We start from the raw sequence: 23309 nt of genomic DNA on the forward strand, positions 1-23309 counted from the left end.
AGGTTTCGCGTGAGGTGAGGTCGGGCCGTGAGGTGAGGTGACGTCAGAGGCGCTTCCAGGGGCCGCTGACGGCCACCCGGTCGATCAGCCAGGCGGTCACCGGCACCACGGCCAGCGCCGTGCACCAGCCGCCGAGGATGTCGGTGGGGTAGTGCGCGCCCAGAGCGACCTGCGCCCAGCCCATGGCGGCGCCGGCAATCAGCACGGCGGCGAGCACGAGCAGCATGCCGGCCGTCCTGCCGAGGCCCAGCAGGCTGGTGGCGAGCAGCGCCGCGATGAGGGCGAGCGCCGTGAGGAAGGCGGTGTGCCCGCTCGGGTAGGACAGGTTGTCGGGGCCGTGGATGGTGCGTCCCACCAGGGACTTGAGCAGGGTCGCCGTCACCACCGTCAGACCGGCGCCGACAACGACGAGCACTGCCGTACGAGGTCGCCGGAGCAGCAGGCAGCCCGCCACCGCGGCCACGACAAGGATCGCCGCTCCGGCGGGCTCCGCGAGGAAGTCCGTGGCCAGGGCGACGTACCGCCACGGCCGCCCCACGCTGTCGTCCGTGGGCTGGATGAACCACCTGTCGACTGTGCCGGACTGGGTGTGGCCCGCGTACATCACCCCGAGCACGACGACCGCCGACGCGGCGAGGAGGGCGATCAGCCCGAGCCACACGCGCAGCGGCGCAGGCAGTACCGCGGCGGGCGACCGGCCGGTGGCACGCTCACCGTCTCCGGGCGACCGGCGGGATCCGGCCGTGACCGGTAAATGGTGTTCCGGATCTTGATCCCCTGCGGCAGGGCCAGGGCGCGGACCTTCGTCCGACCGGTGAGCAACCATGAATCAGCGGCCTCCTGCTTCCCCTGCCCAAGACCCGAACACCCAGTCGGACCTTCACCCTAACCAACAACCGGTCCCGGCACATTGGAGTCGGACAGGCAGCGCCGAAGCCTGCCGCATTTCGTCATCGACGGGCCGTGAGCCCGATCAGCGCGGCGAGGCCCGCGAGTACGGCCACGCTGGTGAGGGCGATGGGCAGGGTGAACCAGTCGGCCATGAAGCCGATGGCGGGCGGCCCCAGGAGCATGCCGCCGTAGCCGAGGGTGGAGGCGGTGGCGACACCGTTGGGCCCGGCCATCGCTCCCGCTCGCTCGACGGCCACGGGGAAGATGTTGGCGAGCCCGAGCCCGGTGACGGCGAAGCCGACGAGGGCGAGCCAGACGGTGGGGGCGAGTGCGCCGAGGAGCATGCCTGCGGCGGCCGTGGTGCCGCCGGCGACGAGTATCGGGGTCTGGCCGAGGCGTTCGAGGAGGGTGGTGCCGCTGAGCCGCCCGATGGTCATGGCGAGGGCGAAGCAGGAGTAGCCGGCGGCGGCGATGCCGGGGTGGGCGGCGAGGTCCTGTTCGAGGTGGAGGGCGCCCCAGTCGGCGAGTGCGCCTTCGCCGAAGGCGGTGCAGAGGGCGATGAGGCCGAAGACGATGACCATGCGGCGGGTGCGGCCGTCGAGCCGCTCGGGGGTGCCGTCCGTGTCGGGGCGGTCGGCCGGGGGCGCGGGCGCTTCGAGGCGCAGGAGTGCGCGTCCGGCGACGGCGGTGACGAGCAGGCCGATCACGGTGAGGCCGAGGAGGTGGCGGGTGGGGGAGAGGGACCCGGCGATCAGTCCGCCGAGCCCGGCGCCTGCCATGCCGCCCAGGCTGAAGGCGGCGTGGAAACTGGGCATGATCGGACGCCGCAGGGCGGCCACGAGGTCGACGGCGGCGCTGTTCATCGCGACATTGATGCCCCCGTAACCGGCCCCGAAGATCAGGAGCACTGCGCCAAGGGCTGTCGCCGAGTGGGTCAGCGGAGGCAGCGCCACGCTCAGCGAGAGCAGCACACCGCACACGACCGTCACCGGATGGCTGCCGAAGCGGCGGCAGAGGCGTCCGGTGAGCGTCATCGTGATCACGGCACCGGCGGACACCCCGAGCAGCGCGAGCCCGAGGTCGCTCGCCGACGCACCGGTCTGTTCCTTGATGGCGGGGATACGGACGACCCATCCGGCGAAGATGAAGCCGTCGAGCGCGAAGAAGACGGTGAGTGCGACACGGAGCCGGACAAGGCCCGGGGGAGTGGCCCGCGACGCTGCGGACGTGGTTTTGTTTAGTAGCGGCACAAAGTCAGGGTAGAGGTGCGCACCCGTGGCGTACAAGACAGTTCGTGTGAGGCGGCGGTCACCGGTGGTCGGAGGGTTCTCGTGAGGCGACAGCGGCAGGTTCCCGTGGGGTGTCGGGGGAAGGGAAACGGAAGAGCGGTGCACGAGCAGATGACGACTGAACGGCGAGACGGCGTACGGATCATGGGAGACTCGCCCTCATGAACGGCAAGGCTGCCTCCCGTACCGAGGGGGATCTGTCCACGCGTACGCGCCTGGAGCGCGGGCGCGGCGTGCTCGGACCCGCCCTTGAGCTCGTGCACACCGGGCGCGCCCCGACCCGTGCCGTACTCACCGCCGAACTCGGCGTCACCCGTGCCACGGCGGGCGCCGTCGCCGCCGAGCTAGAGGCGCTCGGCCTGATCAGGATCGACGCGAAGCCGAGCGCGCCCGCGGGGTCCCAGGGCCGCCCCTCGCACGGTCTTTCCATCGCGGACGACGGTCCTGTCGCCCTCGCCGCCCAGGTGCACTCCGACGGATTCCGGGCCGCGCTCGTCGGGCTCGGCGGCCGGATCGTCGCCACCGCCCCCGGCTGCGAGACCATCGACGCCGACCCGGCGCAGGTGCTCGGCTCGGTGATCGACGCCGGTGCGCGGTTGCTGGAGGAGACCGGCAGGCGGTGTGTGGGCGCGGGGCTCGCGGTGCCGTCCGCCGTCGCCGAACCGGAGGGCACCGCCCTCAATCCGCTGCACCTGGCCTGGCCCGCGGGCTCGCAGGTACGCCAGATCTTCGCCGACTGCGTACGGGACGCAGGCATCGATGGACCGGCGTTCGCCGCCAATGACGTCAACCTCGCCGCTCTGGCCGAGCACCGGCACGGAGCCGGGCGCGGCGCCCGCGATCTGCTGTGCGTGGCGACCGGGCACCGGGGGGTCGGCGGTGCGCTCGTCCTCGACGGGCGGCTGCACACGGGCAGTTCGGGCCTCGCGCTCGAGGTCGGCCACCTCACCGTCAATCCTGAGGGCCGTCCCTGCTACTGCGGAAGCCGCGGCTGTCTGGACGTCGAGACGGACCCGCTGGCCTTCCTCACGGCGGCGGGCCGCGAGCCCGGCCCGGAGGGGCTGCTGCAGCAGGCCCGCGAACTGCTCCGGGACGCGGGCGGCGACCCCGCGGTCCGTTCGGCCGCCGAGGAGCTGATCGACCGCCTCGGTCTCGGGCTCGCGGGGCTGGTGAACATCCTCAACCCCGACCGCATCATCCTGGGCGGCCTGCACCGCGCGCTTCTGGAGGCCGACCCCGAGCGGCTGCGGGCCGTCGTCGCCGACCGGAGCCTGTGGGGGCGCAGCGGGGGCGTACCGATCCTGGCCTGCACGCTGGACCACAACAGCCTGGTGGGGGCCGCCGAGCTGGCCTGGCAGCCGGTGCTCGACGACCCCCTCGGGGCGCTGGGCTAGACGCGGGCGGTCTCCTTCACGGCCGGACTCGGTGCCTCAACTGCCCCTGTATCGCGGGTTGCTCGCTCGTTGCGCAGCCGCTTCAGGTCGGGCAGCAGTGTGAGCAGGCCGAGTCCGGCGAGCGCGGCGCCGATCCAGAGCGGCGCCCGCAGGCCGAAGGCGTCGATGGCCGGTCCGCCGACGGACGTCGCGATGATGATGCCGAGGGTGATGAACGAGGAGTGGACGGTGTTCACCAGCGGCCGGGCGTTGCCCGTGCGCTGGACGCGGGTCACGAGGGCCGGGTTCATGGTGACGCCGACCAGGCCGATGCCCATCATCAACGCCACTGCGGGGAAGGGGAGTTGGGCGAACACGGCGAAGCCCGCGAGGAACGCCAGATTGAGCAGCAGGCCGATGAGCAGCACCGGCACGGTGTGCTTGTCGGCGAGCCGGCCGACGATCGTGTTGCCGATGACGGTGGCCGCTCCGTACGCGATGAGCAGCAGGGGCACGGTGCCCGTGGAGAAGCCGGTCACCTCGGTGAGGATCGGGTTGAGGTAGCTGAAGGCGGAGAACGTCGCGCCGATGATGAACGTGCTGGTGGTGAGGGTCAGCCAGAGCCGTGGGCTCCGGAAGGCGCCGAGCTCCTGGCGGAGGTTGCCGCCGTCGTCGTCGGCGCTCTCGATGCGCGGCACGCCGATGAGGGTGGCGAGCGCGGCCATGACGGTCAGACCGGTGATGGCCCAGAACGCGGCGCGCCAGCCCAGGTGTTCACCGATGACGGTGGAGAGCGGCAGACCGAGGAGCGTACCCAGCATCAGCCCGTTGAGCGCCACCGCGATGGCCCTGCCCCGCACTTCGGGGCGGGTCAGCCGTGCGCACAGGGAGATGGAGACGCCGAAGAAGGCCTGCGACGCGATGCCCGTGATGACGCGGGCCACCAGCATGGTGCGGTAGTCCGGAGCGAGCGCGGCGAGGACATTGCCCGCAAGGAAGATGCCGAACAGGACGAGCAGGGCTGTCTTCTGACGCATTTTCAGGAGTGCGATGGTGAGAAAGGGGCCGCCGAAGGCCATCGCCGCGGCGAAGGCGGTGATCAGGTAGCCGATCTCCGGAATCGTGGCGTCGAGTCCGTCGGCCATCTGCGGCATCAGACCGGCGACCACGAACTCGCTGGTCACCATGGCGAAGATGCCGAGGGCCAGGAGGTAGACGGCGCGGGGCATGGGGGCTCCTGTCGGGGTTGGGTTGACGGTCAGGTGGCTGCGCACGGCGCACGCGTACGTTATAGACCGATCGGTACAATACGAGGGCGCGCGGAAGTGGAGCGGGGGCCAAGGGGCGGTCGGGGAGGCCGGGTTGAGAGTCCCGGCCGGCGAAGTGGCCGAGTCGGGAGGTCGGGCCGGTGGAGTAGCCGAGTCGGGAGGCCGGGCTGGCGAAGTGGCCGAGTCGGCGGCGGTTCAGTGGTCCAGTGAGTCCATGGCGGTCTCGGCGATGACTGTCAGGGTGGCGCGATCGGCACCGCCCTGTGCCGAGATCCGCATGCCGCCGATGACGGCGTTCAGGAAGCGGGCCAGGTCGCCCGCGTCCCGCTTGGTGCCGATCTCGCCACTGCTCTGACCTGCGCGGATGACGGCGCCGATGGCGTCGAGCCGCACCGAGAGGTCCCGTGCGAGCAGTTCGGCGGAATCGGGGTCGCGCCCGGCGAGCTCCACGGTCGTGTTGACGGTCAGACAGCCGATGCTGTGCCCGTCCTCGCGGCACTCGAACTCGGTGTCGACGATGCGCGCGAAGAGGGACCGAAGCCGCTCCATCGGGGAGCGCCCGGCATCCTCCAGAATCTCGACCTGTACGGCTGTCATGGAGTCGATGTAGCGGGCCAGGGCTCGCTGGAACAGCTCGTGCTTGCTGCTGAAGGTGTTGTAGATGCTGCTGCGGCCCAGGCCGGTGGCTTCGCACAGATCCTGGGTCGAGGTGGCCTCGTAGCCATTCACCCAGAAGGCGTGCATCGCCGCGTCCAGGGCCCGTTCCTCGTCGAAGGTTCTCGGTCGGGCCATGTCAGGACGGTACAGGTTTTGGAACGGACAGTGCAATACGTGAGATGGGAGTTACCGCTAGGCGGGAGTTACCTGTAGACGAGCTCTACTGGTAACGTCGATCACAAGGGAGAGACGAGATGCCGGAGCGCATTGATGCCAACGGGAGGTACGACATGACGCGGCCTTGGCAGTTGGGGGAGAAGTTCGAGACGCCGGACGGCCATGTGAGGTGGGCGTCGTTCGGGGAGGGGGACCCAGTGGTCCTCCTGCACGGCTCGCCCTTCTCGTCGTACATCTGGCGCGAGATCGCCCCCGCCCTGGCCCGTACCCGCAAGGTCTACGTCTGGGATCTGCTCGGCTTCGGGCAGTCGGAGCAGCGGGAGGGGCAGGATGTCGGCCTGGCGGCACAGGGAAGGATCTTCGCCCGCCTGCTCGCGCACTGGGGTCCGGACGGCATGGACCACCCCAGCGTCGTCGCGCACGATGTCGGCGGCGCGGTGGCGCTGCGGGCGCTGCTCCTGGAGGGAGCGGAGTACAGGGACCTCACGCTGGTCGACGCGGTCGGCGGCGGCGCGTGGGGGACGGGCTACTTCAAGCTGATCCGCGAGAACGCGCACGTATTCGAGCAACTCCCCGCCTACGCCCACGAAGCGCTGGTGGCCAGCCACCTCCGCCACGCCACGCACACCGGCTACGGGCCGGGCGTCCTGGACGCGTACATCGACCCCTGGCGCGGCACCGAAGGGCAGGCGGCGTTCTACCGCCAGTACCGCCAGTTCGCACAGTCACAAACTGACGAACTCGAACCTCTCCTAGGCGAGGTGACCGTGCCGACCCGCATCATCTGGGCCCGCGAAGACCGCCTGCTCCCACCGGAGTTCGCCGATTTCCTCCGCACCCGTATCCCCCACGCCGACCTGACCTGGGTGGACAACGCGGGCCACACCATCCAGGAGGACGCACCGGCGCGGCTGCTCTCGCACTTGGCGGCGGACTTCGGGGCCGCGCCGGTCCAAGCGCCCCTCCCTAAGCCCACTCCCTAAGCCCCTCCCTAAGTCCACCCCGCCGCGAACGCCCGCCCCGGATTCTCGATGAGGATCCGCTCCACCACGTCCTTGCCCACGGCGAGTTCGAGCCGTGGCCGCACCCTGCGCAGCAAGTGCGGCAGTCCCGGGCCGCCGTTCACCGCGCGGGCGCCTGCCGTCGTTGTGTCGCCGCCCAGGAGCAGTTGACCGGCGAAGCCGGCCTCGGTCAGGGAACGCACCGCTTCCGGCATGCGCCAGTCCGTGGCGTGGTGGGCGCGTGAAGGGCCGTCGAAGGCCAGGTATGCGCCGGCTTCGGCGGCCTGGTGATGAATGGCGAGGTCGGGGGAGCGGTTCAGGTGTCCGAGGACCAGGCGGCCGGGCGGGACGTGCAACTCTCCGCACAGCAGGTCGATTACGTCCAGTGCGCCTGTGCCCAGTTCCAGGTGGACCGCGATGGCCGCACCCGTCGCGTGGTGGGCTTCGGCTGCGGCCCGCATCGTCCAGCGGGCGTGCGCGTCCAGGCCGTGGAAGCCGCCCGCGGCTTTGATGAGACCTGCCCGTACGCCGGTGTCGGCGATGCCCTCCGTCAACTCCCTCACGAAGAGGTCCGCGAGTCCCTCGGCACGGAGGCGGGCCAGCAACTCCGGTGTGTAATTCGCTGCTTGATGGAGCCCCGTGGCGGCGACGATGCGTACGCCTGACGTTCGGGAGAGCTCGGGCAGGTCTCCCGCCCTGCGGCCCATCCCGTGCGGCGTCCACTGGATCACGCTCTCGCCGCCGGCCGTCCGGAATGCCGCCAGCTCCTGTGCCGCGGACGTGGCTGAATCCAGCTCCTGTCCGGGGAGTTGAGGGCTCGTCAGGAACAGGTGTTCGTGGGCGTCGCAGGTGCCGAGTTCCGATGGCTCCGTGTCTCCGAGGACTGTGCGGACTGTGCGGGCCGTGCGGGCTGTGTTGACCGTGCGGGTAGTGATCGGCGTTTGGGGTGTGGTCGGGGTTCGGGGTGTGTTCTGTGCGCTCACCATTGCCGGCCCCGGGGGAGCAGTTCCCGCTCCGGAGCGGATACGTGCAGCACCTGGAACACGTCCCCCGGACCCTTGGGGGCGTCGTGGTCCCAGACGGAGAAGTGCAGCGCCTCCCAGGTGCGGGGATCGATGGCCGTCGCCGCGTAGATCGCGCCATCCCGCTGTGCCAGCCTGCTTGCCTCATGCGCCAGTTCTGCTGCCAGGCCGCCCAGATGCGTGGGGGCCGGGATGCGTGTACGGCGTCGTATCGCGGACTTCGCGGGAGCTCCCGTCCCCGACGCTGCCCACGCTGCCCCCTCCGCGAACGCCAGGCCCGTCCAGTGCTGCACCTCCGGCCGTCCGAAGTCGTCGACGATGCCCTGGAAGCCGGGACCCCAGAGGAAGGAGTTCATGCCCTCGGGGGTGTTCCAGAGGTAGAACGGCGCGTACTGGTTCACGGGGGAGTCGTCCACGCCGCGCTCCCGGACCAGGTACGCCTTGGCGCCGAGGCCGGGGTAGTCGTCGAGTAGGTGACCCTTGGCCGCCACGCGGTCGCGGATGATGCCCATGTCGTAGTCGGCCGGCAGCGTGATCTCGTACTGCATCGCGTGCATGATGGTTCGCTCCTCGCGCTCAAGCCGCCGGGTGTTCGTCGGTCGCCGGATGCTGGTCGGTCGCCGCGTACTCGTCCGTCGCCGGGTACTCGTCCGCGCCCACGTGTGCGTCCCAGTGGGTGGTCGTACCGTCGTCCGCCGCCTCGACGATCGCCAGATGCGTCATGAAGGTGCGGGGCGCGGCGCCGTGCCAGTGCCATTCGTCCGGCTCGATCCATACGGTGTCGCCCGCGCGGATCGTCTCCGGCGTACCGCCCTTGCGCTGCACCAGACCCTCGCCCGCCACGACATGCAGGACCTGCCCGTGCGGGTGGCGGTGCCATGCGGTGTGCGCTCCGGGCGCGAAGCGGACGTTGAACATGCGCAGCCGGGAGGGGGCCGGCGGCGCGGCGATCTCCTCCAGCCACACCGTGCCCGTGAAGTTCTTTGCGGGGCCCGGCTGGCTCTCGGGGCGATTGCGGGTGATGTGCACGGCTCTTCAAGTCCTTTACGCAGAAGGGGTGGTGGCGGCGAAGAGCAGGGCGAGCAAGCCTTGTACGCCGGTGTCGAAAGCCGCGGGCGACCCCGACGCACGGGCCAGTACATAGCCGCCCTGGACCGTCGCGACGACCGTCGCCGCGATCGACCGAGCGTCTAGCGCGGACGCGAACTCGCCGCGCTCCTGGCCCTCTTCGACGATTCCGGCGATCCGGCCCCGCAGCCAGTCGAGCGTCTCGGTCACGGGCGCGCGCAGCTCGTCGCTCGCGACGACGTCTGGGTCCATCGTCAGCCGCCCGACCGGGCAGCCCCGCAGCACGTCGCGCTCGCGCAGCAGATACGCCTCGATGCGTTCGTACGCCGTTCCTGTGCCGCCGAGGACTCCCTCGGCGGTGGCGCGCATTTCGTCGGCCGTGCGCCGGATCGCGGCGAGCGCGAGGTCCGGTTTCCCGGCGAAGTGGTGGTACATGCTGCCCTGGCCCGCGCCCGCGTGCTGCTGGATCGCCTTGGGGCTCGTGCCGACGTAGCCGCGCTCCCACAGGAGTTCGCGGGTGGATTCGATCAGGCGCTCCGGGGTGCTCATGACCGTACTGTACATACTAGTAGGTACAGGGGTTCAGGTGTACCGGTAAGTCCAGACGTACTGGTAGGTACAGACGCTCGGCAGGTACAGACGTACTGGTAGGTACAGGCGTCCGGCCAGTGGGTTGCCCCCGTGGGAGCAGCCCGGCAGGCCCCGGCGTACTCCCGCAGTGGTACGCGCACTGCCGCTGGCCGTACGACGACTCGGACCCCCTCGGAGCGCGAGTCTCAAATCACCGCGCAACACACCGCAGAGATCGCTCCCGAGGAGATGGACACCATGAACACCCTGGCTCACTTCGACGGCGGGCCCGGCCCGTGGATCCTGTTCTTCCCGCTCATCTGGGCAGCCGTAGTCATCGGCGGCATCACCCTCCTGCGCCGCACCGTGTGGCGAGGCCGCCGGGCGCCGTGGCAGCGGGGCGGCGTCGACCACCACGTGCGCATCGACGAGAAGTCGCCCATCGCCGTGCTCGGCCGTCGCTTCGCCGCCGGCGAGATCGACGAGGACGAGTACTGGCGGCGGCTGTCCGTCCTGAACGAGGAGTTCGGGCGCACCTCCAAGGGCGGTGCGGCATGACCACCGCGACCGGACACCGCGGCACCACCACCCTCGACGCCGCCCGCGTCACCGACGCCGTCAAGGTCTACGGCAGCGGCGACACCGCCGTACGGGCCCTGGACGGGGTGAGCGTCGGCTTTCCCGCCGGACGCTTCACCGCGATCATGGGCCCGTCGGGCTCGGGCAAGTCCACCTTGATGCACTGCGCCGCGGGCCTCGACACCCTCACCTCGGGAGCCGCGCACATCGGCGGCACCGAGTTGGGCGCGCTCGACGACCGCCGCCTCACGCTGCTGCGCCGTGACCGCATCGGCTTCGTCTTCCAGGCCTTCAACCTGGTGCCGACGCTGACCGTGGCCGAGAACATCACGCTCCCGATGGACCTCGCCGGAAAGCGCGGCGACGCCGCGTCGGCGGAGTGGACCGACGCCCTCATCGACGTGGTGGGGCTGCGCGACCGACTCCACCACCGGCCCGCCGAACTCTCCGGCGGACAGCAGCAACGCGTCGCCGTGGCAAGGGCGTTCGCGGGCCGCCCCGACGTCGTCTTCGCCGACGAACCGACCGGCAACCTCGACTCGCGCTCCGGCGAGGAAGTCCTGCGTCTGCTGGGCCGTGCGGTGCGGCAGATGGACCGTACCGTCGTCATGGTCACCCACGACCCGGTCGCCGCCGCCCACGCGGACGAGGTCGTCTTCCTGGCCGATGGCCGCCTCGTGGACACGATGGCGGACCCGACCGCCGACAGGGTTCTCGACCGGCTCAAGGCCTTCGACACGAAGACCCCCGCCGCATCCGGTGCCGGCACCTCCGGTACCGCCGCATCCGGTGCCGCCATCCCCGACGGCAAGGGAGGGCCGTCATGAGTTCCCTGAGCACATCCGCGCGCATCAGCCTCTCCTCGCTGCGCGGCCACAAGCGGCGCTTCGCCGGTACGTTCCTCGCCGTCATGCTCGGTGTCGCCTTCCTTGCGGGCACGCTCGTCATGGGTGACACCCTGCGCGGCAGCTTCGACACGATGTTCGGCAATGCGACGCGCGGCACCGACGCCGTCGTCCGCAGCGCCGACACCATCACCACCCCCGACGACAACCAGGGCACCCGGCAGCCCGTCAAGACCTCGCTCGTCGAGAAGATCGAGCAGACCGACGGGGTGGCCGCCGCCGCGCCCGCCATCCAGGGCGCCGGTCAACTCCTCGGCAAGGACAGGGAACCCATCGGCGGCGAAGGCCCGCCCACCCTGGCCGGCAACTGGATCGATGATCGCGCGCTGAACGCCTACCGACTGGCCGAAGGGCGCGCCCCCGCCAAGTCCGGTGAAGTCGTCGTCAACCGGGGAGCGGCCGAAGCCGGCGACCTGAAGATCGGCGACACGACCACCCTGCGCACCCCCGACCCCGTCAAGGTGACGATCGTGGGCCTTGCGACCTTCGGCGGCGAGGACGGCATGGCGCAGACCACCTTCACCGGCATGACACTGGCCGACGCGGAGAAGTACCTCACGCCCAAGCCCGGCGAGGCCGCGTCCATCCAGGTGCGGGCCGGTCCCGGCACGAGCGAGCAGGAACTCGTCGACGCACTGAGTCCCGTGCTGCCCGCGGGAGTTGAGGCGGTCACCGGCGAGGCGTCGGCCGCGGAGAACACCGAGAACCTCTCCGGGCAGTTCCTCACGCTCTTCACCAGCTTCCTGCTCGTCTTCTCCGGTATCGCCCTGCTCGTCGCGACGTTCAGCATCCACAACACCTTCGCGATCGTCGTCGCCCAGCGCACCCGCGAGAACGCCCTCCTGCGCGCCCTCGGAGCCTCGCGCCGGCAGGTCACCGCGGCCACCCTCATCGAGGCGAGCGTGGTGGCCGTGGTGGCGTCCGCCGCCGGTCTCGCGGGCGGCATCGGGATCGCGGCCGGACTCCAGGCGCTCTTCCCGGCCATCGGTTTCCCCTTCCCCGAGGGCGACTTGGTGATCAGCCCCCTGTCGATGCTGCTGCCGCTCGCCGTCGGCATCGTGGTCTGCCTTGGCTCGGCCGTGCTGCCCGCCGTCCGCGCCGGGCGTACCGCGCCGCTCGCCGCACTGCGCGAGACCGCGGTCGACCACTCCGGGGCATCGCGGGAACGTGCCGTGTCGGGCACGGTCCTCGCGCTCGCCGCCGTGGGCCTCTCACTGACCGGGGTCCTGGTCAGCCCGTCCGTGTGGCTGGCCGGCGCCGGGGCGGTTCTCGCGCTCGCCGCGTTCGTCGTGCTCGGGCCCGTCGCGTCCTCGCGGGCGGTACGCATACTCGGCGGGCCCCTGGACCGGCTGCGCGGCGTCACGGGCGGGCTCGCCCGGCGCAACGCCCTGCGCAGTCCCAAGCGCACCGCCGCCACCGCGAGCGCCCTGATGATCGGCGTCGCCGTCGTCTCGCTCTTCACCGTCTTCGGCGCCTCGCTGAAGGCGACCATGGACCAGACGGTGAACCGCTCCTTCGCCGGCGACCTCGCCATCAGCACCCCCGGCTTCGGCGCGGGCGGCAGCGGCCTCAGCCCCAAGCTGGCCCCCGCGCTCGCCGAGCAGCCCGAGGTCGCGACCGCGGTCGGCCTCGGCAAGGGGGCGGCGGAGGTCGAGGGGGAGGGGCGCGCACTGACCGTCACCGACCCGGCCCCGTTCGCCAAGTCCTTCGACCTCGGCAAGGTCGAAGGCTCGCTGAAGGGCCTGGGCACCGACGGCATCGCGATCACCCGCGAGGAGGCCGGCAAGCAGGACCTCAAGGTCGGCTCCAAGGCCGAACTCGCCTTCGCCGACGGGCAGAAAGACACCTTCACCGTCCGCGCGGTGTACGGCAGGTCGGAGCTCGCGGGGGACTACGTCATCACCCGTGAGGCCTGGGCGTCGCACCGCATGCAGGACGCCGACAGCCTCATCTCCGTCACCTTCAAGGACGGGGTGAGCGCGGACGACGGCAAGGCGGCGGTCTCCGGGATCGCGCAGAAGTACGGCAATCCGGATGTGCAGACCCGCAGCGAGTATGCGCAGTCCGCGGCGGGCGGCATCGACATGATGCTGACCCTCGTCTACGCGCTGCTGGCGCTCGCGGTCCTGATCGCGCTGCTCGGCATCGCCAACACGCTGACCCTCGCGATCCACGAACGGACCCGCGAGCTGGGCCTGCTGCGTGCCGTCGGCCAGACCAGGGCTCAGATGCGGGCCATGGTCCGCTGGGAGTCGGTGCTTGTCGCCGCCTTCGGCACGGCCGGTGGCCTCGCGCTCGGCGGCTTCCTCGGCTGGGTCCTCGTCAAGGCCTCGGACGGCGCGACGAGCAGTGCCTTCGCGTTCGCGGTGCCGCCCGTGCAACTGGCGGTGGTCGTCCTGGTGGGCCTGGCGGCGGGAGCCCTCGCGGGTCTGCGTCCGGCACGACGGGCCGCACGCCTGGACGTGCTGCGTGCCATCGCCACCGAGTGACGTAGGACGCAGCGACGTAGGGCGCAGTGACGTTCGGCTCCCGGTCGACGGAGTCCGACACCGCTCGCTGCACGGAGCCCGACACTGCCCGCCGCGCGGAGCCCGGTACAGCCCTCCGCGCGGAGCCTGTCACCGCCCGGTCAGCCGACAACGGCCGACCGGGCGGGAGCATGTCCGGGCGCGTGCCCGTCGGCGAGCGACTGCGGTCCGGCGCCCAGGCCCGCGAAGGGGCCGGACGTGGCCGCGCCGTACGCCGGGTACGTGGACGGCAGTGCGACGGCAGGCGCAGGGGCCGGAAGGGTGAACCAGACGACTTTGCCCGTGTCACCGTGGGGGCGCACCCCCCAGCTCTCGCTGACCGCGGCGACCATGGCGAGCCCGCGTCCGCACGTCTCGAACGGCTCCGCGTCGCGCACCTCGGGCAGCCGCGGGTCGTGATCGTGCACGGAGACCGTGAGGCGGTCGAGCAGCAGCTCGATCTCCACGGTGCACACCTTGTCCGGCTGTGCATGCCGGTGCACGTTGGTCAGGAGCTCGGTCACGCCGAGCGCGGCCTGGTCTATCAATGGATCGAGATGCCAGTAGCGCAACTGCGCCGATACGATTCTGCGGACCTGGCCGATCCGCGACGGCAGAGCCTGCAGCTCTACCGTGCAATACCTGCTTGGCTGGCTGATCACGGTTGCGACTCCCCGAATTGCGTCCGGAAGAAGGCGACGATCGGATTCAGCAGCGGCCGCGGGGTCTGCCGGCTGCTGTTGGTGCCGGCGGGCTGGTTCGCAGCGTCATCGCCGATGAACCCAGAGTGATGTGACACCAGAGTGACTCAGGGGGCGCGGGCATGCAACTCGCACCGCACCCCGGGAGCTCACGGGTCCCTCAGACGCGTGCCCTGTGGCCTCCGGCCCGGCGAACCGCGTCGATGAACTTGCCTACCGTGGGCGGTCCGGACTTGCCGGGTGCCGGCTCGTGCTCGGCGAGGGTGAGCCGGTAGCGCGTGCCGTTCAGTTCGGCGAGGGCGCGGTCGTCGGCGGCGAACCACGGCTTTCCGGCCCGCACCGTCTGGACCGGCGCGCTGTCGATTTCCCGGCCGTAACTCGTCAGCAGCTCGAACCTGCCGTCCGTGATGCGGATTTGACCGGCCCGGGTGAGAGAGCGCAACCGTCGTCCGATCCGCACGCCCGTGGCCGTGAAATCCGGCTCCGCCATGACGTTCCGCCCCCTTGAGCGATTCGGTTGGTCGTTCCGTACGAGACCGCCGTCCCGTGCGGTGCAGTCTGCACGCACAGGGCGTCGAGCACCAGTGCGTATGAAGACGTGGTCACAAATGGACGCCGTCAACTTCACAGTGTGCCGTGCCGCTTGGTCAGTCCGCTGGGCCAGGTGTTCCTTTGAGGGTCTCAAAGGTGTGTTTATGCAGGTGAGGAGCGTGCGCAAGGTGCCTATGATCGAAGTGTCCGGCCCGCTGCGAGCGCGGCCAGGTTGACGCCCAAGGAGCCGCGCGGTGAGCACCACACAGCAGGATCAAGCCGATGAGCCGATGGCCACGCTCGACGTGGACCGCAGCGATTCGGAGTACCGGGCCTGGCTCAATGAAGCCGTACGCAAGGTCCAGGCCGACGCCAACCGCTCGGCCGACACACATCTGCTGCGTTTCCCCCTGCCGGAGCAGTGGGGCATCGACCTGTACCTCAAGGACGAGTCGACCCACCCGACCGGCAGCCTCAAGCACCGGCTCGCCCGCTCGCTGTTCCTCTACGGCCTCTGCAACGGCTGGATCCGGCCGGGGCGCCCGGTCATCGAGGCCTCCAGCGGCTCGACGGCCGTCTCCGAGGCGTACTTCGCGAAGCTGATCGGGGTGCCCTTCATCGCGGTGATGCCCCGCACGACCAGCGCCGAGAAGTGCCGACTGATCGAATTCCACGGCGGTCAGTGTCACTTCGTGGACGACTCGCGCATGATGTACGCCGAGTCCGCCGCCCTCGCCGTCGACACCGGCGGGCACTACATGGACCAGTTCACCTACGCGGAACGGGCCACGGACTGGCGCGGCAACAACAACATCGCCGAATCGATCTACCAGCAGATGCGTCTCGAGCGCTATCCGGAACCCGCGTGGATCGTCGCCACGGCGGGCACGGGCGGCACGTCGGCGACCATCGCCCGCTACGTCCACTACATGCAGTACGACACCCGGCTGTGCGTCGCCGACCCCGAGAACTCGTGCTTCTTCGACGGCTGGACCAACCACGACCCGGACGCCACCAGCGACTGCGGCTCCCGCATCGAGGGCATCGGCAGGCCCCGGATGGAGCCGAGCTTCGTGCCCGGCGCGATCGACCGCATGATGAAGGTGCCGGACGCGGCGAGCGTCGCCGCCGTGCGGGCCCTGGAGCAGGCGATCGGCCGCAAGGCGGGCGGCTCGACCGGAACCGGACTGTGGAGCTCCTTGAAGATCGTCGCCGAGATGGTGGCGGCGGGCCGCACCGGCAGCGTCGTCACCCTCATCTGCGACCCGGGCGACCGCTATCTGGACAAGTACTACTCGGACGCGTGGCTGGCCGAACAGGGTCTGGACATCGCGCCGTACGCGGCTGCCATCAAGTCGCTCCTCGCGACCGGCACTTGGACCTAGCAGCCCCCGACGGCCCTGCGGGGATCAGGCGTTGGCCGCGGCGAGGCGCCGGTCGAGGGCCGTGACGGCGTCGCGGAAGGCCCGGCCCATCCCGGCCCTGCCGAGCGTGAGGGCGAAGCGGAAGGGTGCGGCGCCGTCCGCGGCGAACGTCCACTGCACGCGGGTGCCGGTCCCGGCCGGGGTGAGCCGCCACTCCTCAAGGAGGGCGCGCAGGCCCGGCGCGTTCGACTCGTCGACGCGGTAGGCGTATCGCTCGGCCGGCTCGGCCGCCACGATCGTCTCCCAGAAGCGTGTGCCGCCCTTGAGCCGGACCTCGCGGCCCTTGGCGCCGTCCGCCCCGTCGGTGGGCCGGCACAGCGTGACCGCCGTGAACCATTCGGGCCAGCCGGCCGTGTCGTCGGCGAGGGCGCGGTACACCGTTTCCGGGGGCGCGCTCACCTCGCGGGCGAAGACCAGACGCAACGGAGCGGTCTCGACGAACTCGAGCCCCACGGGCCTCAGTCGGCGTGCCATCGAACTCAGCCCCCAAGCGGAATCGGGTGGTTGACCAGCCACGGTCAACCATAGCTGGCGGGCCGTCAGATGTCTGCGGTGCCCCCGGCGTTATCCACCTGTTCTGAGACATGTCCCCGGCTGTCCGGACCCGGCTCCGCGGGCTCGTCCGTGACCACCAGGCGCCGCAGATGCTCGGAGATCTCCGTCCGCGCCTCCGTCGGCAGCCCGGCATCCGTCACGAGCGTGTCGACCTGTTCCAGGGTGGCGAACGAACTGAGGCCCACCGTGCCCCACTTGGTGTGGTCGGCGACCACGATGACCCGCCGCGCCGACTGCACCAGACGCCGGTTGGTCTCCGCCTCCGCGAGGTTCGGCGTGGACAGGCCGGCCTCCGCCGATATGCCGTGCACACCCAGGAAGAGCACGTCGAAGTGCAGCGCGCCGATGGCCTGGTCGGCGACCGGGCCGACCAGCGAGTCCGAGGGAGTGCGCACCCCGCCGGTGAGGACCACGGTGGCCGCGCCCTGGCGCCGGCCGGACGAGCGCTGCGCGGAGTGGAAGACGTCCGCGACCCGCACCGAGTTCGTCACCACCGTCAGGTCCGGCACGTCGAGCAGATGATGGGCCAGCGCATACGTCGTCGTGCCGCCGGAGAGCGCGATCGCCGTGCCCGGCGCCACCAGGGAGGCCGCGGTGCGCGCGATGTCCTCCTTGGCGTTCAGCTCCAGGCCCGACTTCGCCTCGAACCCCGGCTCGTGCGTGCTCGCCTCGACCACGGGGACGGCGCCGCCGTGCACCTTCTCCAGGACACCCTGGCGGGCGAGGGCGTCGAGATCACGGCGGACCGTCATGTCCGAGACGCCCAGTTTGCGGGTCAGTTCATTGACGCGGACCCCGCCCCGGCGGCGTACCTCGTCGAGGATCAAGGCACGGCGCTGCTCCGCGAGGAGGTTCTGATTCTCGCTCACGTCCGTCCCGGCCCTTCTGCCTCGTCACACCCGTCGCGCCCGTCAAATGCGCTGCCTCATCCTCGCACGCGCCACTGACGGGCGGCCCACCGCCCGACGCCGTGCGTTCACCCGGAACGGGGAGATTACGTGACGAGAAGTGTGGGCGGGGCCGTGAGCGGAGATCCTACTTGCCTGACCACGCGCACATTCGGGGGAAGCGGAACGGTGGCAGCAGACAGAAGAGAAGAGACGGCTCTCGAACTCCTCGTGCACGGAGTGGGGGGCACCACACCACAGCAGATGCTGGACGATCCCAGGACCGTCCGGATCTCCGGTGACGACACGGCGGCCGTTTTCCGCCGCGCGGAGGACGCCGACGCCGAGAAGCGCCCGGACGACTACCGGGGCAAGCCGGTCCCCGAGGCGTACGTCTGGTGCAATCTGACCTCCGGGAACGGCTCGCGGGCCCTGTGGCTCCTGCTGCTTCCGTTCATGGTGGTCAACCTCGCGCACTGGATGCGGCCCACGTCGCGGCGCATGAAGAAGACCGTCCGCACGTACGGCCTCCTGGTGCGCCTCATCGGGCTCACCCTCACCGTCCTGCTCGTCGCCGCCGCCTGCGAGGTCGCCATCGACCTGACGGCCTGGCAGTGCGCGGGCACCCCCGAGTGCGCCGCCGAGCGCTCCTGGCTCGGTTTCCTCGCGCCCGACGCCGCGGGGCACGGCGGCTGGTGGAGCCAGCCGGGCCGCCGCCTCGCGCTCGCCGCCCTCGTGCCCGCCGCGCTCACCGGACTGCTCTGGTATCTGTCGCAGCGCACCTGGAGCGCGTACGAGTCCCAGACACCGCTGCCCCACCAGGCCGACCCCGAGGAGGACGCCGGCCGAACCGGCGCGCTCGGCAGGCCCGGTTTCTGGTACGGACGCCGTCTGGTGGCCCGCCTGCGGGCCGCGCACACGGCGGCGGGATTCCTCACGGTGGCCGCCGCGGTCGGTACCTCGGCCGCGCGCCAGGACCGCCGCCCCGGCGGATCCGCGCTGCTCGACGTCCTGGGCTGGATCCTCGACGCGACGCTCCTGCTCGGCGGGGGCATCGTCGTCCTGGTCGTCTGGCGCAGGGGCCGCAGCGAGAACAAGCTCGACCGGCACCTCGACGAGAAGCTGATCCGCAGGCTGCCCCTGGGCGCGCTCACGCTGCTCGCCCTGACCCTCCTGTACGCCGGGTGGTCACGCCCCGACTGGACCTCCGAGGGCAGGCTGCCGGGCAACGCCACCTTCGGCGGCATCGCCCTGGTCCAAGGGCTCCTGGTGATCGCCCTCGCGGTGGTCGCCCGCGCGCTCTACCGCACGGCACCCGACCCCCGCACCGCGCTGCGGGGCTTCGCGGGCCCGGCCGTCGCCATGCTGTCCTGCGCGCTCGGCGGCGTGATGTCGGGAGGCGGTGCCCAGCGCGTCGCCGATTGGCTCGACGGTTCGGGAGAGCCCGGCTCCGGGGGCACCATCGACGGCCCGCCCGTGCTGCTTACCTGGCAGGCCTCCGTGATCCCGCCCCTCCTCGTGGTCGTCGCGGCACTCTGCGGCTGGCTCGGCGTCCGCACCTGGCGCCGCGCCCGCGCCGACCGCGCGACCATCCCGCGCGAGTACCCCGGCGAGCCCGAGGACGCGGCACGCAGCCGCCGCATCGCGGGCACGCGCGCGCGTGCCGCCCTCACCGACCGGGCGCCGCTCCTGGTGGGCATCACCTCGGCGGTGACGCTGCTGCTCGGAGCGGGTGCGCTCGTCGGCGCCTGGGTGAGCGAGGAGGTGCCCAGCAAGGCCGCGCAGGGGCTGCCCATCTTCTTCGAAGGAGCGGCCGAGACCTCGCAGGCGCTGGGCTCCTGGCTGATCGGCTTCGGCTTCATACTGTTCGTCACCTGGGGCCGCCGCGCCTACCGCGACCCCTCCGCACGGCGCACCATCGGCATCCTGTGGGACGTCGGCACGTTCTGGCCCCGCGCCGCCCACCCCTTCGCACCCCCTTGCTACGCCGAGCGTGCCGTCCCCGACCTCACCTGGCGCATGCACACCTGGACCCGCGCGACGCGTGCCACGGGCGGCAGGCTCGTCATCTCCGGGCACTCGCAGGGCAGTGTCCTGGCGGCCGCCGCGGCCTGGCAACTGTGGCCGTCCGTGCGCAAGAGGGTCGCCCTCCTGACGTACGGCTCCCCCCTGGAGCGCCTCTACGGACGCTGGTTCCCGGCCCACTTCGGCCCGGCCGCCCTGAGCTCGCTGCACCGCGAGGTCGACTGCTGGCGCAACCTGCACCGCACCACCGATCCGATCGGCGGCCCGGTCAGGGTGGTCCCCGAGGGCGACGGACCGCAGGTCGACCGCGAGGCCCTCAAGGACCCTTTGGTGTACGGCCGCACGGAGGAACACCCGCTGCCCGCACCGATCCTGGGCCACTCCGACTACCAGGCGGACCCGGCCTTCGCCGAGGAGCGCGCCCGGCTGCTCGCCCGGCTCAAGCCCGCCGTCCCCGCCCCGCGCCCGCGCGCCACCGAACCCGCCGAACCTGCTGAACCCGCCGGACCCGCGGATCCCGCACGGCCCGCCGAGCTCGCCGCGACGGTCACGGCAGCTCCGGCAGATCCTCCGGATACAGCAGGGTGAGGTCGTCCGTGCTCGGCTCCTCGAACTGGGCGACCCGCCCGGCGTGCCGCTCCACCATCGCCTCGAACGTCTGGCGCGCGGTGCGGCCGTTGCCGAACGCGGGGCCCTTGGGAAGCACCGTGAAGTACTTCAGGAGGGCCTCGCCCGTCCCCGTGTCGAGGCGGTACTCGTGCTCCTCGGCCTGCTGCTCGACGATCCGCAGCAGCTCCTCGGGGGCGTAGTCGCCGAAGGTGATGGTCCGTGAGAAGCGGGACGCCACACCGGGGTTGACGGAGAGGAAGCGCTTCATCTCCGCGGTGTAGCCGGCGACGATCACCACCACCGCCTCCCGGTGGTCCTCCATCAGCTTCACCAGCGTGTCGATGGCCTCCCGGCCGAAGTCACGCCCGGAGTCCTCGGGCGAGAGGGCGTACGCCTCGTCGATGAACAGCACACCGCCGCGCGCCCGGTCGAACGCCTCCTGGGTACGGATCGCCGTCGACCCGATGTGCTCGCCCACCAGGTCGACCCGCGAGACCTCGACGAGATGGCCGCTCTGCAGGACGCCGAGCGAGGCCAGGATCTCGCCGTAGAGCCGGGCCACGGTCGTCTTGCCGGTGCCGGGGGAGCCGGTGAACACCAGATGCCGGCGCACGGAGGCGGCCTTGAGCCCCGCGAGCTGCCTGCGCCGCCCGACCTCGATCATGTCGGTGAGGGCGCGCACCTCGCGCTTGACGCTGTCCAGGCCGACCAGCGTGTCGAGTTCACCCAGCACGTCCTTCGACGAGCGGGACGGCGGCTCGGGGGCGGTGCTGCTCGCCGCCGGGTCCGTGGGGCGCTGTCCGGGGACCGCGCCGAGCAGGCCCACGGTCTGCGTGGCCGTCTGGGGGGCGGGCTCCGGGGCCGCGGCCGCCCCGGTCCGTACCCCGCCGCTCTCGTCGCTGGTGCAGTCCTCGACGAGCGGCCCGTCCTCGGCGAACTCGAAGCCGCCGCGCGCGCACCGCTCGGTGCGGCACTTCTTCAGGGTCGTACGGCAGCCGTCGATGACGTGGAAGCCGTACCCGCCGCTGTCGGTCACCCGGCAGCCGTGCAAACTGCCGCGGCCGCCCGCCGAGACGTAGAAGCCGGCCTCCGCGGGCGAAGTGACCGTGCAGCGCTCGAGGGTGGGGTCGGCGCCCTTGGTGACGATGACGCCCGTCTGTACGCCGTCGACCGTGCAGTTGGCCAGGGTGCCGCCGCTGCCGTGGTCGCGGAACCACGCGCCGGTGGCGGCGTCACGGATGCGGCAGTCGTCCAGCTGCGCCGTCGCGCCGTCGCTCACGGACACCGCCGTGTTGCGCACCTGGGAGAGGTCGCTGTCCACGACGTCGGCGCGCGAGCCGCGGTCAAGGACGAACAGCGCGTCCGGTACGTCGTGCACCCGGCAGGACTCCAGGACGGCCGTCGCGCCGTCGCTGACCCACACCGCGGGGTAGTCGCCCGTGCTGTCGTGGATCTCGCACTGGTTGGCGTCCACGCGCGTGCCCGGGTCCCACACCGAAAGGCCGTTGCGCCCGAACTGGCGCACCGTGGAACGCGTCAGGGTGAGGACCGAGCGGGAACGCAGATCGATCGCGTTCTCCGGGATGTCATGGATCCGGCAGTCGGCGAGCGTGAGCACGGCGTCCGTGTCGAGCGTGACGCCGTCCGACGTCGTGCGGTGCACGTCGCAGTCCGTCAGGTGCGCGGCGGCCCGCCCGGTGATCTGCACGCCCGAGCCCTTGACCTCGTACACCTCGCAGCCGAGCGCCTCGAGCCCCGAGTGCTCGCCGGTCACCGAGAGCCCCGCGCCCGACGCGTGATGCACCCGGCAGCGCTCGAGGCGGGGGTGCGCGCCGCCGCGCACGGCGACGCCCGACTGCCCCGCCGAGACGACCTCGCACTCCTCGAAGACACCGCCCCCGCCGTCGAGCACGGCGATGCCGATGCCGCCGGGATTGTCGACCGTGCAGCGCCGCACGGTCGGGCGCGCTCCGCCGCGCACCTCGATGCCGGTCGCGGAGCGGGTCACCACGCGTATGTCGACCAGTTCGGGAGCGCCGTCCTCGACGAGCAGCGCGGGCGCCGCCGAGTCCTGCCCCTCGACGTGCAGGTCCTGCACCACGGCGGACGACCGCACGGTGAGCGGCACTCCGTCCGAGGGCGCGATGCGCACGGAGCCGGGGGAGCCCTCGGGGCCGCGCAGCGTCACCGCCCGCTGGACGACGAGGTTCTCGCGGTATGTGCCGGGGGTGATCGTGAGCACGTCCCCGTCGCTCGCGGCCTCCAAGGCGGCAGCGAGCGATGCGTACTCACCCGTGCGGCGCCGCCACCGCGAGGTGCCGGTGTGCGTCACCTGGACCGTGCCCTGTGCCATGGAGTTGCTCTGCCCCCACCTTGTCGTACGCGGGACCTCACGACCTCGCGCAAGGCGCCGAAGAGTTCGGCCGGTCCACCGTAGCGCGCGCGGGGAGGGCGAGTTGACCCGATCGCCAGGCTCTCACCTGGTCATCGCCGGTCTCTCACCGCCGCCGGAAACCGGTGGCGGCGGTTCAGGAGCCGGTGCCGGTGCGTCCCCAGTCCGGTCCTGCCTTGTCCCAGGCCTGGTCCCAGCGGTCGTAACGCCGCAGGACGATCCGCCATACGACGAGCCGCCTGCCGCCCTCGACGAGTCCGGCGACCGCTGCCGCGACGCCGAATCCGGCGAGCGCCGCATGCGTGCTCGCGGTCGCGTCGTCCAGCGGGCGCCCGACCACCTGGCCGTGCTTGTCCGTCCAGAGCTTGAAGCGGTCGCCCGGGTCGGGGGACCGGAGGTCGGCGAGGACCGTGCCGGAGTGCGCCGTGCCGTCCGGAGCCGTCCATTCGGCGAGCACGCGGCTGTGCCTGTCACGCGCGGACGACGTCTCGGGATCGGGGTCCACCGGGGGTCTGGACACCTTCTTGATCACCGTGCCCGCGACTTCGTGGCGCACCTCGTGCTGCTCGCGCACGGACTGCTGCAGGGCGTCCTTCGAGAGGCTGCCGACCGCGAATCCGGCCAGCGGCGCCGCGAGGACGATGAGCAGCAAGGCCGCGCAGGCCACCCAGGCCTCGACGAGGTCGGTCTTCCGGCGCAGCGGATTGTGCCGCCAGCGCCAGAGTCCGACAAGTGCTCGCACAGTCCTGCACCCCCTTCCGCGTCCGTCATAACCGCGACCGGCACGGCCCACGCGTCGGCGGGGAGAAGAGAGAGGGAAATCACCCTTCTCCTCTCCGCCAACGTCCGGACCGGGCCTTCGAGTTCCCCGCTCCGGG

General features: G+C 71.4%; 21 protein-coding genes. 7 read left to right on the forward strand and 14 right to left on the reverse strand.

Going from position 1 to position 23309, the window contains the following annotated elements; genetic code table 11:
* Positions 1 to 43: 43 nt before the first annotated feature.
* On the reverse strand, positions 44 to 661 hold the full coding sequence (locus ACWFR3_RS07575; protein WP_453733626.1) for a phosphatase PAP2 family protein: 618 nt from the start codon (positions 659 to 661) through the stop codon (positions 44 to 46).
* Between the two features lie 289 nt (positions 662 to 950).
* Positions 951 to 2141 (reverse strand): MFS transporter, encoded by a 1191-nt coding sequence (locus tag ACWFR3_RS07580; RefSeq protein WP_453733627.1) that lies wholly within the window; start codon positions 2139 to 2141, stop codon positions 951 to 953.
* Positions 2142 to 2341: 200 nt separating this feature from the next.
* Here ACWFR3_RS07580 and ACWFR3_RS07585 point away from each other — a divergent pair, with 200 nt between their 5' ends.
* On the forward strand, positions 2342 to 3574 hold the full coding sequence (locus tag ACWFR3_RS07585) for an ROK family protein (protein WP_453733628.1): 1233 nt from the start codon (positions 2342 to 2344) through the stop codon (positions 3572 to 3574).
* Here the strand turns inward: ACWFR3_RS07585 and ACWFR3_RS07590 are convergent.
* Together ACWFR3_RS07590 and ACWFR3_RS07595 are read right to left on the reverse strand one after the other, a co-directional pair.
* On the reverse strand, positions 3571 to 4782 hold the full coding sequence (locus ACWFR3_RS07590; RefSeq protein WP_453733629.1) for an MFS transporter: 1212 nt from the start codon (positions 4780 to 4782) through the stop codon (positions 3571 to 3573). The two genes, ACWFR3_RS07585 and ACWFR3_RS07590, sit on opposite strands and share 4 nt — an antisense overlap.
* Positions 4783 to 5016: 234 nt before the next feature.
* The gene (locus ACWFR3_RS07595; protein WP_453733630.1) at positions 5017 to 5613 is read right to left on the reverse strand and encodes a TetR/AcrR family transcriptional regulator; all 597 of its coding nucleotides are present in this window, start codon (positions 5611 to 5613) and stop codon (positions 5017 to 5019) included.
* Between the two features lie 155 nt (positions 5614 to 5768).
* On the opposite strand from ACWFR3_RS07595, the gene ACWFR3_RS07600 reads away from it, so the two are divergent.
* Positions 5769 to 6638, forward strand: coding sequence for an alpha/beta fold hydrolase (locus ACWFR3_RS07600; protein WP_453733631.1), 870 nt, complete (start codon positions 5769 to 5771; stop codon positions 6636 to 6638).
* A gap of 8 nt (positions 6639 to 6646) precedes the next feature.
* Here ACWFR3_RS07600 and ACWFR3_RS07605 read toward each other — a convergent pair whose 3' ends face one another.
* The 4 genes from ACWFR3_RS07605 to ACWFR3_RS07620 are packed head-to-tail and all read right to left on the reverse strand — an operon-like array spanning position 6647 to position 9295.
* The gene (locus ACWFR3_RS07605; RefSeq protein WP_453733727.1) at positions 6647 to 7591 is read right to left on the reverse strand and encodes a phosphotriesterase family protein; all 945 of its coding nucleotides are present in this window, start codon (positions 7589 to 7591) and stop codon (positions 6647 to 6649) included.
* 44 nt (positions 7592 to 7635) lie between these two features.
* The gene (locus tag ACWFR3_RS07610; RefSeq protein ID WP_453733632.1) at positions 7636 to 8235 is read right to left on the reverse strand and encodes a DUF4865 family protein; all 600 of its coding nucleotides are present in this window, start codon (positions 8233 to 8235) and stop codon (positions 7636 to 7638) included.
* A gap of 19 nt (positions 8236 to 8254) precedes the next feature.
* Positions 8255 to 8707, reverse strand: coding sequence for a (R)-mandelonitrile lyase (locus ACWFR3_RS07615; protein WP_453733633.1), 453 nt, complete (start codon positions 8705 to 8707; stop codon positions 8255 to 8257).
* Positions 8708 to 8722: 15 nt separating this feature from the next.
* Positions 8723 to 9295 carry a TetR/AcrR family transcriptional regulator gene (locus ACWFR3_RS07620; RefSeq protein ID WP_453733634.1) on the reverse strand — a complete coding sequence of 191 codons (573 nt, stop codon included), beginning with the start codon at positions 9293 to 9295 and terminating at the stop codon, positions 8723 to 8725.
* Between the two features lie 279 nt (positions 9296 to 9574).
* Here ACWFR3_RS07620 and ACWFR3_RS07625 point away from each other — a divergent pair, with 279 nt between their 5' ends.
* The 3 genes from ACWFR3_RS07625 to ACWFR3_RS07635 are packed head-to-tail and all read left to right on the forward strand — an operon-like array spanning position 9575 to position 13289.
* Positions 9575 to 9874, forward strand: a complete 300-nt coding sequence (locus tag ACWFR3_RS07625) for an SHOCT domain-containing protein (RefSeq protein ID WP_453733635.1) — start codon at positions 9575 to 9577, stop codon at positions 9872 to 9874.
* Complete coding sequence (locus ACWFR3_RS07630) at positions 9871 to 10722, forward strand: ABC transporter ATP-binding protein (protein WP_453733636.1); 852 nt, start codon at positions 9871 to 9873, stop codon at positions 10720 to 10722. Before ACWFR3_RS07625 ends, ACWFR3_RS07630 begins: the two co-directional genes overlap by 4 nt.
* Positions 10719 to 13289, forward strand: a complete 2571-nt coding sequence (locus ACWFR3_RS07635) for an ABC transporter permease (RefSeq protein WP_453733637.1) — start codon at positions 10719 to 10721, stop codon at positions 13287 to 13289. The genes ACWFR3_RS07630 and ACWFR3_RS07635 overlap by 4 nt, the downstream gene beginning before the upstream one ends.
* Before the next feature lie 140 nt (positions 13290 to 13429).
* Here ACWFR3_RS07635 and ACWFR3_RS07640 read toward each other — a convergent pair whose 3' ends face one another.
* Both ACWFR3_RS07640 and ACWFR3_RS07645 read right to left on the reverse strand, forming a co-directional pair.
* Positions 13430 to 13969, reverse strand: a complete 540-nt coding sequence (locus ACWFR3_RS07640) for an ATP-binding protein (protein ID WP_453733638.1) — start codon at positions 13967 to 13969, stop codon at positions 13430 to 13432.
* A gap of 199 nt (positions 13970 to 14168) precedes the next feature.
* A complete protein-coding gene (locus tag ACWFR3_RS07645; RefSeq protein WP_453733639.1) occupies positions 14169 to 14498 on the reverse strand; it encodes a hypothetical protein in 330 nt (109 codons plus the stop codon).
* Between the two features lie 331 nt (positions 14499 to 14829).
* Here ACWFR3_RS07645 and ACWFR3_RS07650 point away from each other — a divergent pair, with 331 nt between their 5' ends.
* Positions 14830 to 15924, forward strand: coding sequence for a PLP-dependent cysteine synthase family protein (locus ACWFR3_RS07650; RefSeq protein ID WP_453733728.1), 1095 nt, complete (start codon positions 14830 to 14832; stop codon positions 15922 to 15924).
* Positions 15925 to 15948: 24 nt separating this feature from the next.
* On the opposite strand, the gene ACWFR3_RS07655 is transcribed toward ACWFR3_RS07650, so the two are convergent.
* Positions 15949 to 16437 (reverse strand): SRPBCC family protein, encoded by a 489-nt coding sequence (locus tag ACWFR3_RS07655; RefSeq protein WP_453733640.1) that lies wholly within the window; start codon positions 16435 to 16437, stop codon positions 15949 to 15951.
* Positions 16438 to 16502: 65 nt separating this feature from the next.
* Entirely contained in the window at positions 16503 to 17387 is an 885-nt protein-coding gene (locus ACWFR3_RS07660; RefSeq protein WP_453733641.1) for a DeoR/GlpR family DNA-binding transcription regulator, read from the reverse strand.
* A 282-nt stretch (positions 17388 to 17669) separates the two neighbouring features.
* Here ACWFR3_RS07660 and ACWFR3_RS07665 point away from each other — a divergent pair, with 282 nt between their 5' ends.
* The gene (locus ACWFR3_RS07665) at positions 17670 to 20018 is read left to right on the forward strand and encodes a hypothetical protein (RefSeq protein ID WP_453733729.1); all 2349 of its coding nucleotides are present in this window, start codon (positions 17670 to 17672) and stop codon (positions 20016 to 20018) included.
* Here the strand turns inward: ACWFR3_RS07665 and ACWFR3_RS07670 are convergent.
* Positions 19978 to 22392: a right-handed parallel beta-helix repeat-containing protein gene (locus ACWFR3_RS07670; protein ID WP_453733642.1), complete on the reverse strand. Its 2415-nt coding sequence runs from the start codon at positions 22390 to 22392 to the stop codon at positions 19978 to 19980. The genes ACWFR3_RS07665 and ACWFR3_RS07670 overlap by 41 nt on opposite strands.
* A gap of 175 nt (positions 22393 to 22567) precedes the next feature.
* Positions 22568 to 23173 carry an Rv1733c family protein gene (locus tag ACWFR3_RS07675; protein ID WP_453733643.1) on the reverse strand — a complete coding sequence of 202 codons (606 nt, stop codon included), beginning with the start codon at positions 23171 to 23173 and terminating at the stop codon, positions 22568 to 22570.
* Positions 23174 to 23309 lie beyond the last annotated feature (136 nt).

Source organism: Streptomyces sp. NPDC055189, from assembly GCF_053606765.1.

Bases quoted from the DNA above. Each gene is read 5' to 3' on its own strand.
- ACWFR3_RS07625 (WP_453733635.1), top strand. From the start codon at position 9,575: ATGAACACCCTGGCTCACTTCGACGGCGGGCCCGGCCCGTGGATCCTG.
- ACWFR3_RS07630 (WP_453733636.1), top strand. From the start codon at position 9,871: ATGACCACCGCGACCGGACACCGCGGCACCACCACCCTCGACGCCGCC.
- ACWFR3_RS07655 (WP_453733640.1), bottom strand. From the start codon at position 16,437: ATGGCACGCCGACTGAGGCCCGTGGGGCTCGAGTTCGTCGAGACCGCT.
- ACWFR3_RS07590 (WP_453733629.1), bottom strand. From the start codon at position 4,782: ATGCCCCGCGCCGTCTACCTCCTGGCCCTCGGCATCTTCGCCATGGTG.
- ACWFR3_RS07670 (WP_453733642.1), bottom strand. From the start codon at position 22,392: ATGGCACAGGGCACGGTCCAGGTGACGCACACCGGCACCTCGCGGTGG.
- ACWFR3_RS07635 (WP_453733637.1), top strand. From the start codon at position 10,719: ATGAGTTCCCTGAGCACATCCGCGCGCATCAGCCTCTCCTCGCTGCGC.
- ACWFR3_RS07610 (WP_453733632.1), bottom strand. From the start codon at position 8,235: ATGCACGCGATGCAGTACGAGATCACGCTGCCGGCCGACTACGACATG.
- ACWFR3_RS07585 (WP_453733628.1), top strand. From the start codon at position 2,342: ATGAACGGCAAGGCTGCCTCCCGTACCGAGGGGGATCTGTCCACGCGT.
- ACWFR3_RS07600 (WP_453733631.1), top strand. From the start codon at position 5,769: ATGACGCGGCCTTGGCAGTTGGGGGAGAAGTTCGAGACGCCGGACGGC.
- ACWFR3_RS07650 (WP_453733728.1), top strand. From the start codon at position 14,830: ATGGCCACGCTCGACGTGGACCGCAGCGATTCGGAGTACCGGGCCTGG.
- ACWFR3_RS07595 (WP_453733630.1), bottom strand. From the start codon at position 5,613: ATGGCCCGACCGAGAACCTTCGACGAGGAACGGGCCCTGGACGCGGCG.
- ACWFR3_RS07665 (WP_453733729.1), top strand. From the start codon at position 17,670: ATGCTGGACGATCCCAGGACCGTCCGGATCTCCGGTGACGACACGGCG.
- ACWFR3_RS07645 (WP_453733639.1), bottom strand. From the start codon at position 14,498: ATGGCGGAGCCGGATTTCACGGCCACGGGCGTGCGGATCGGACGACGG.
- ACWFR3_RS07620 (WP_453733634.1), bottom strand. From the start codon at position 9,295: ATGAGCACCCCGGAGCGCCTGATCGAATCCACCCGCGAACTCCTGTGG.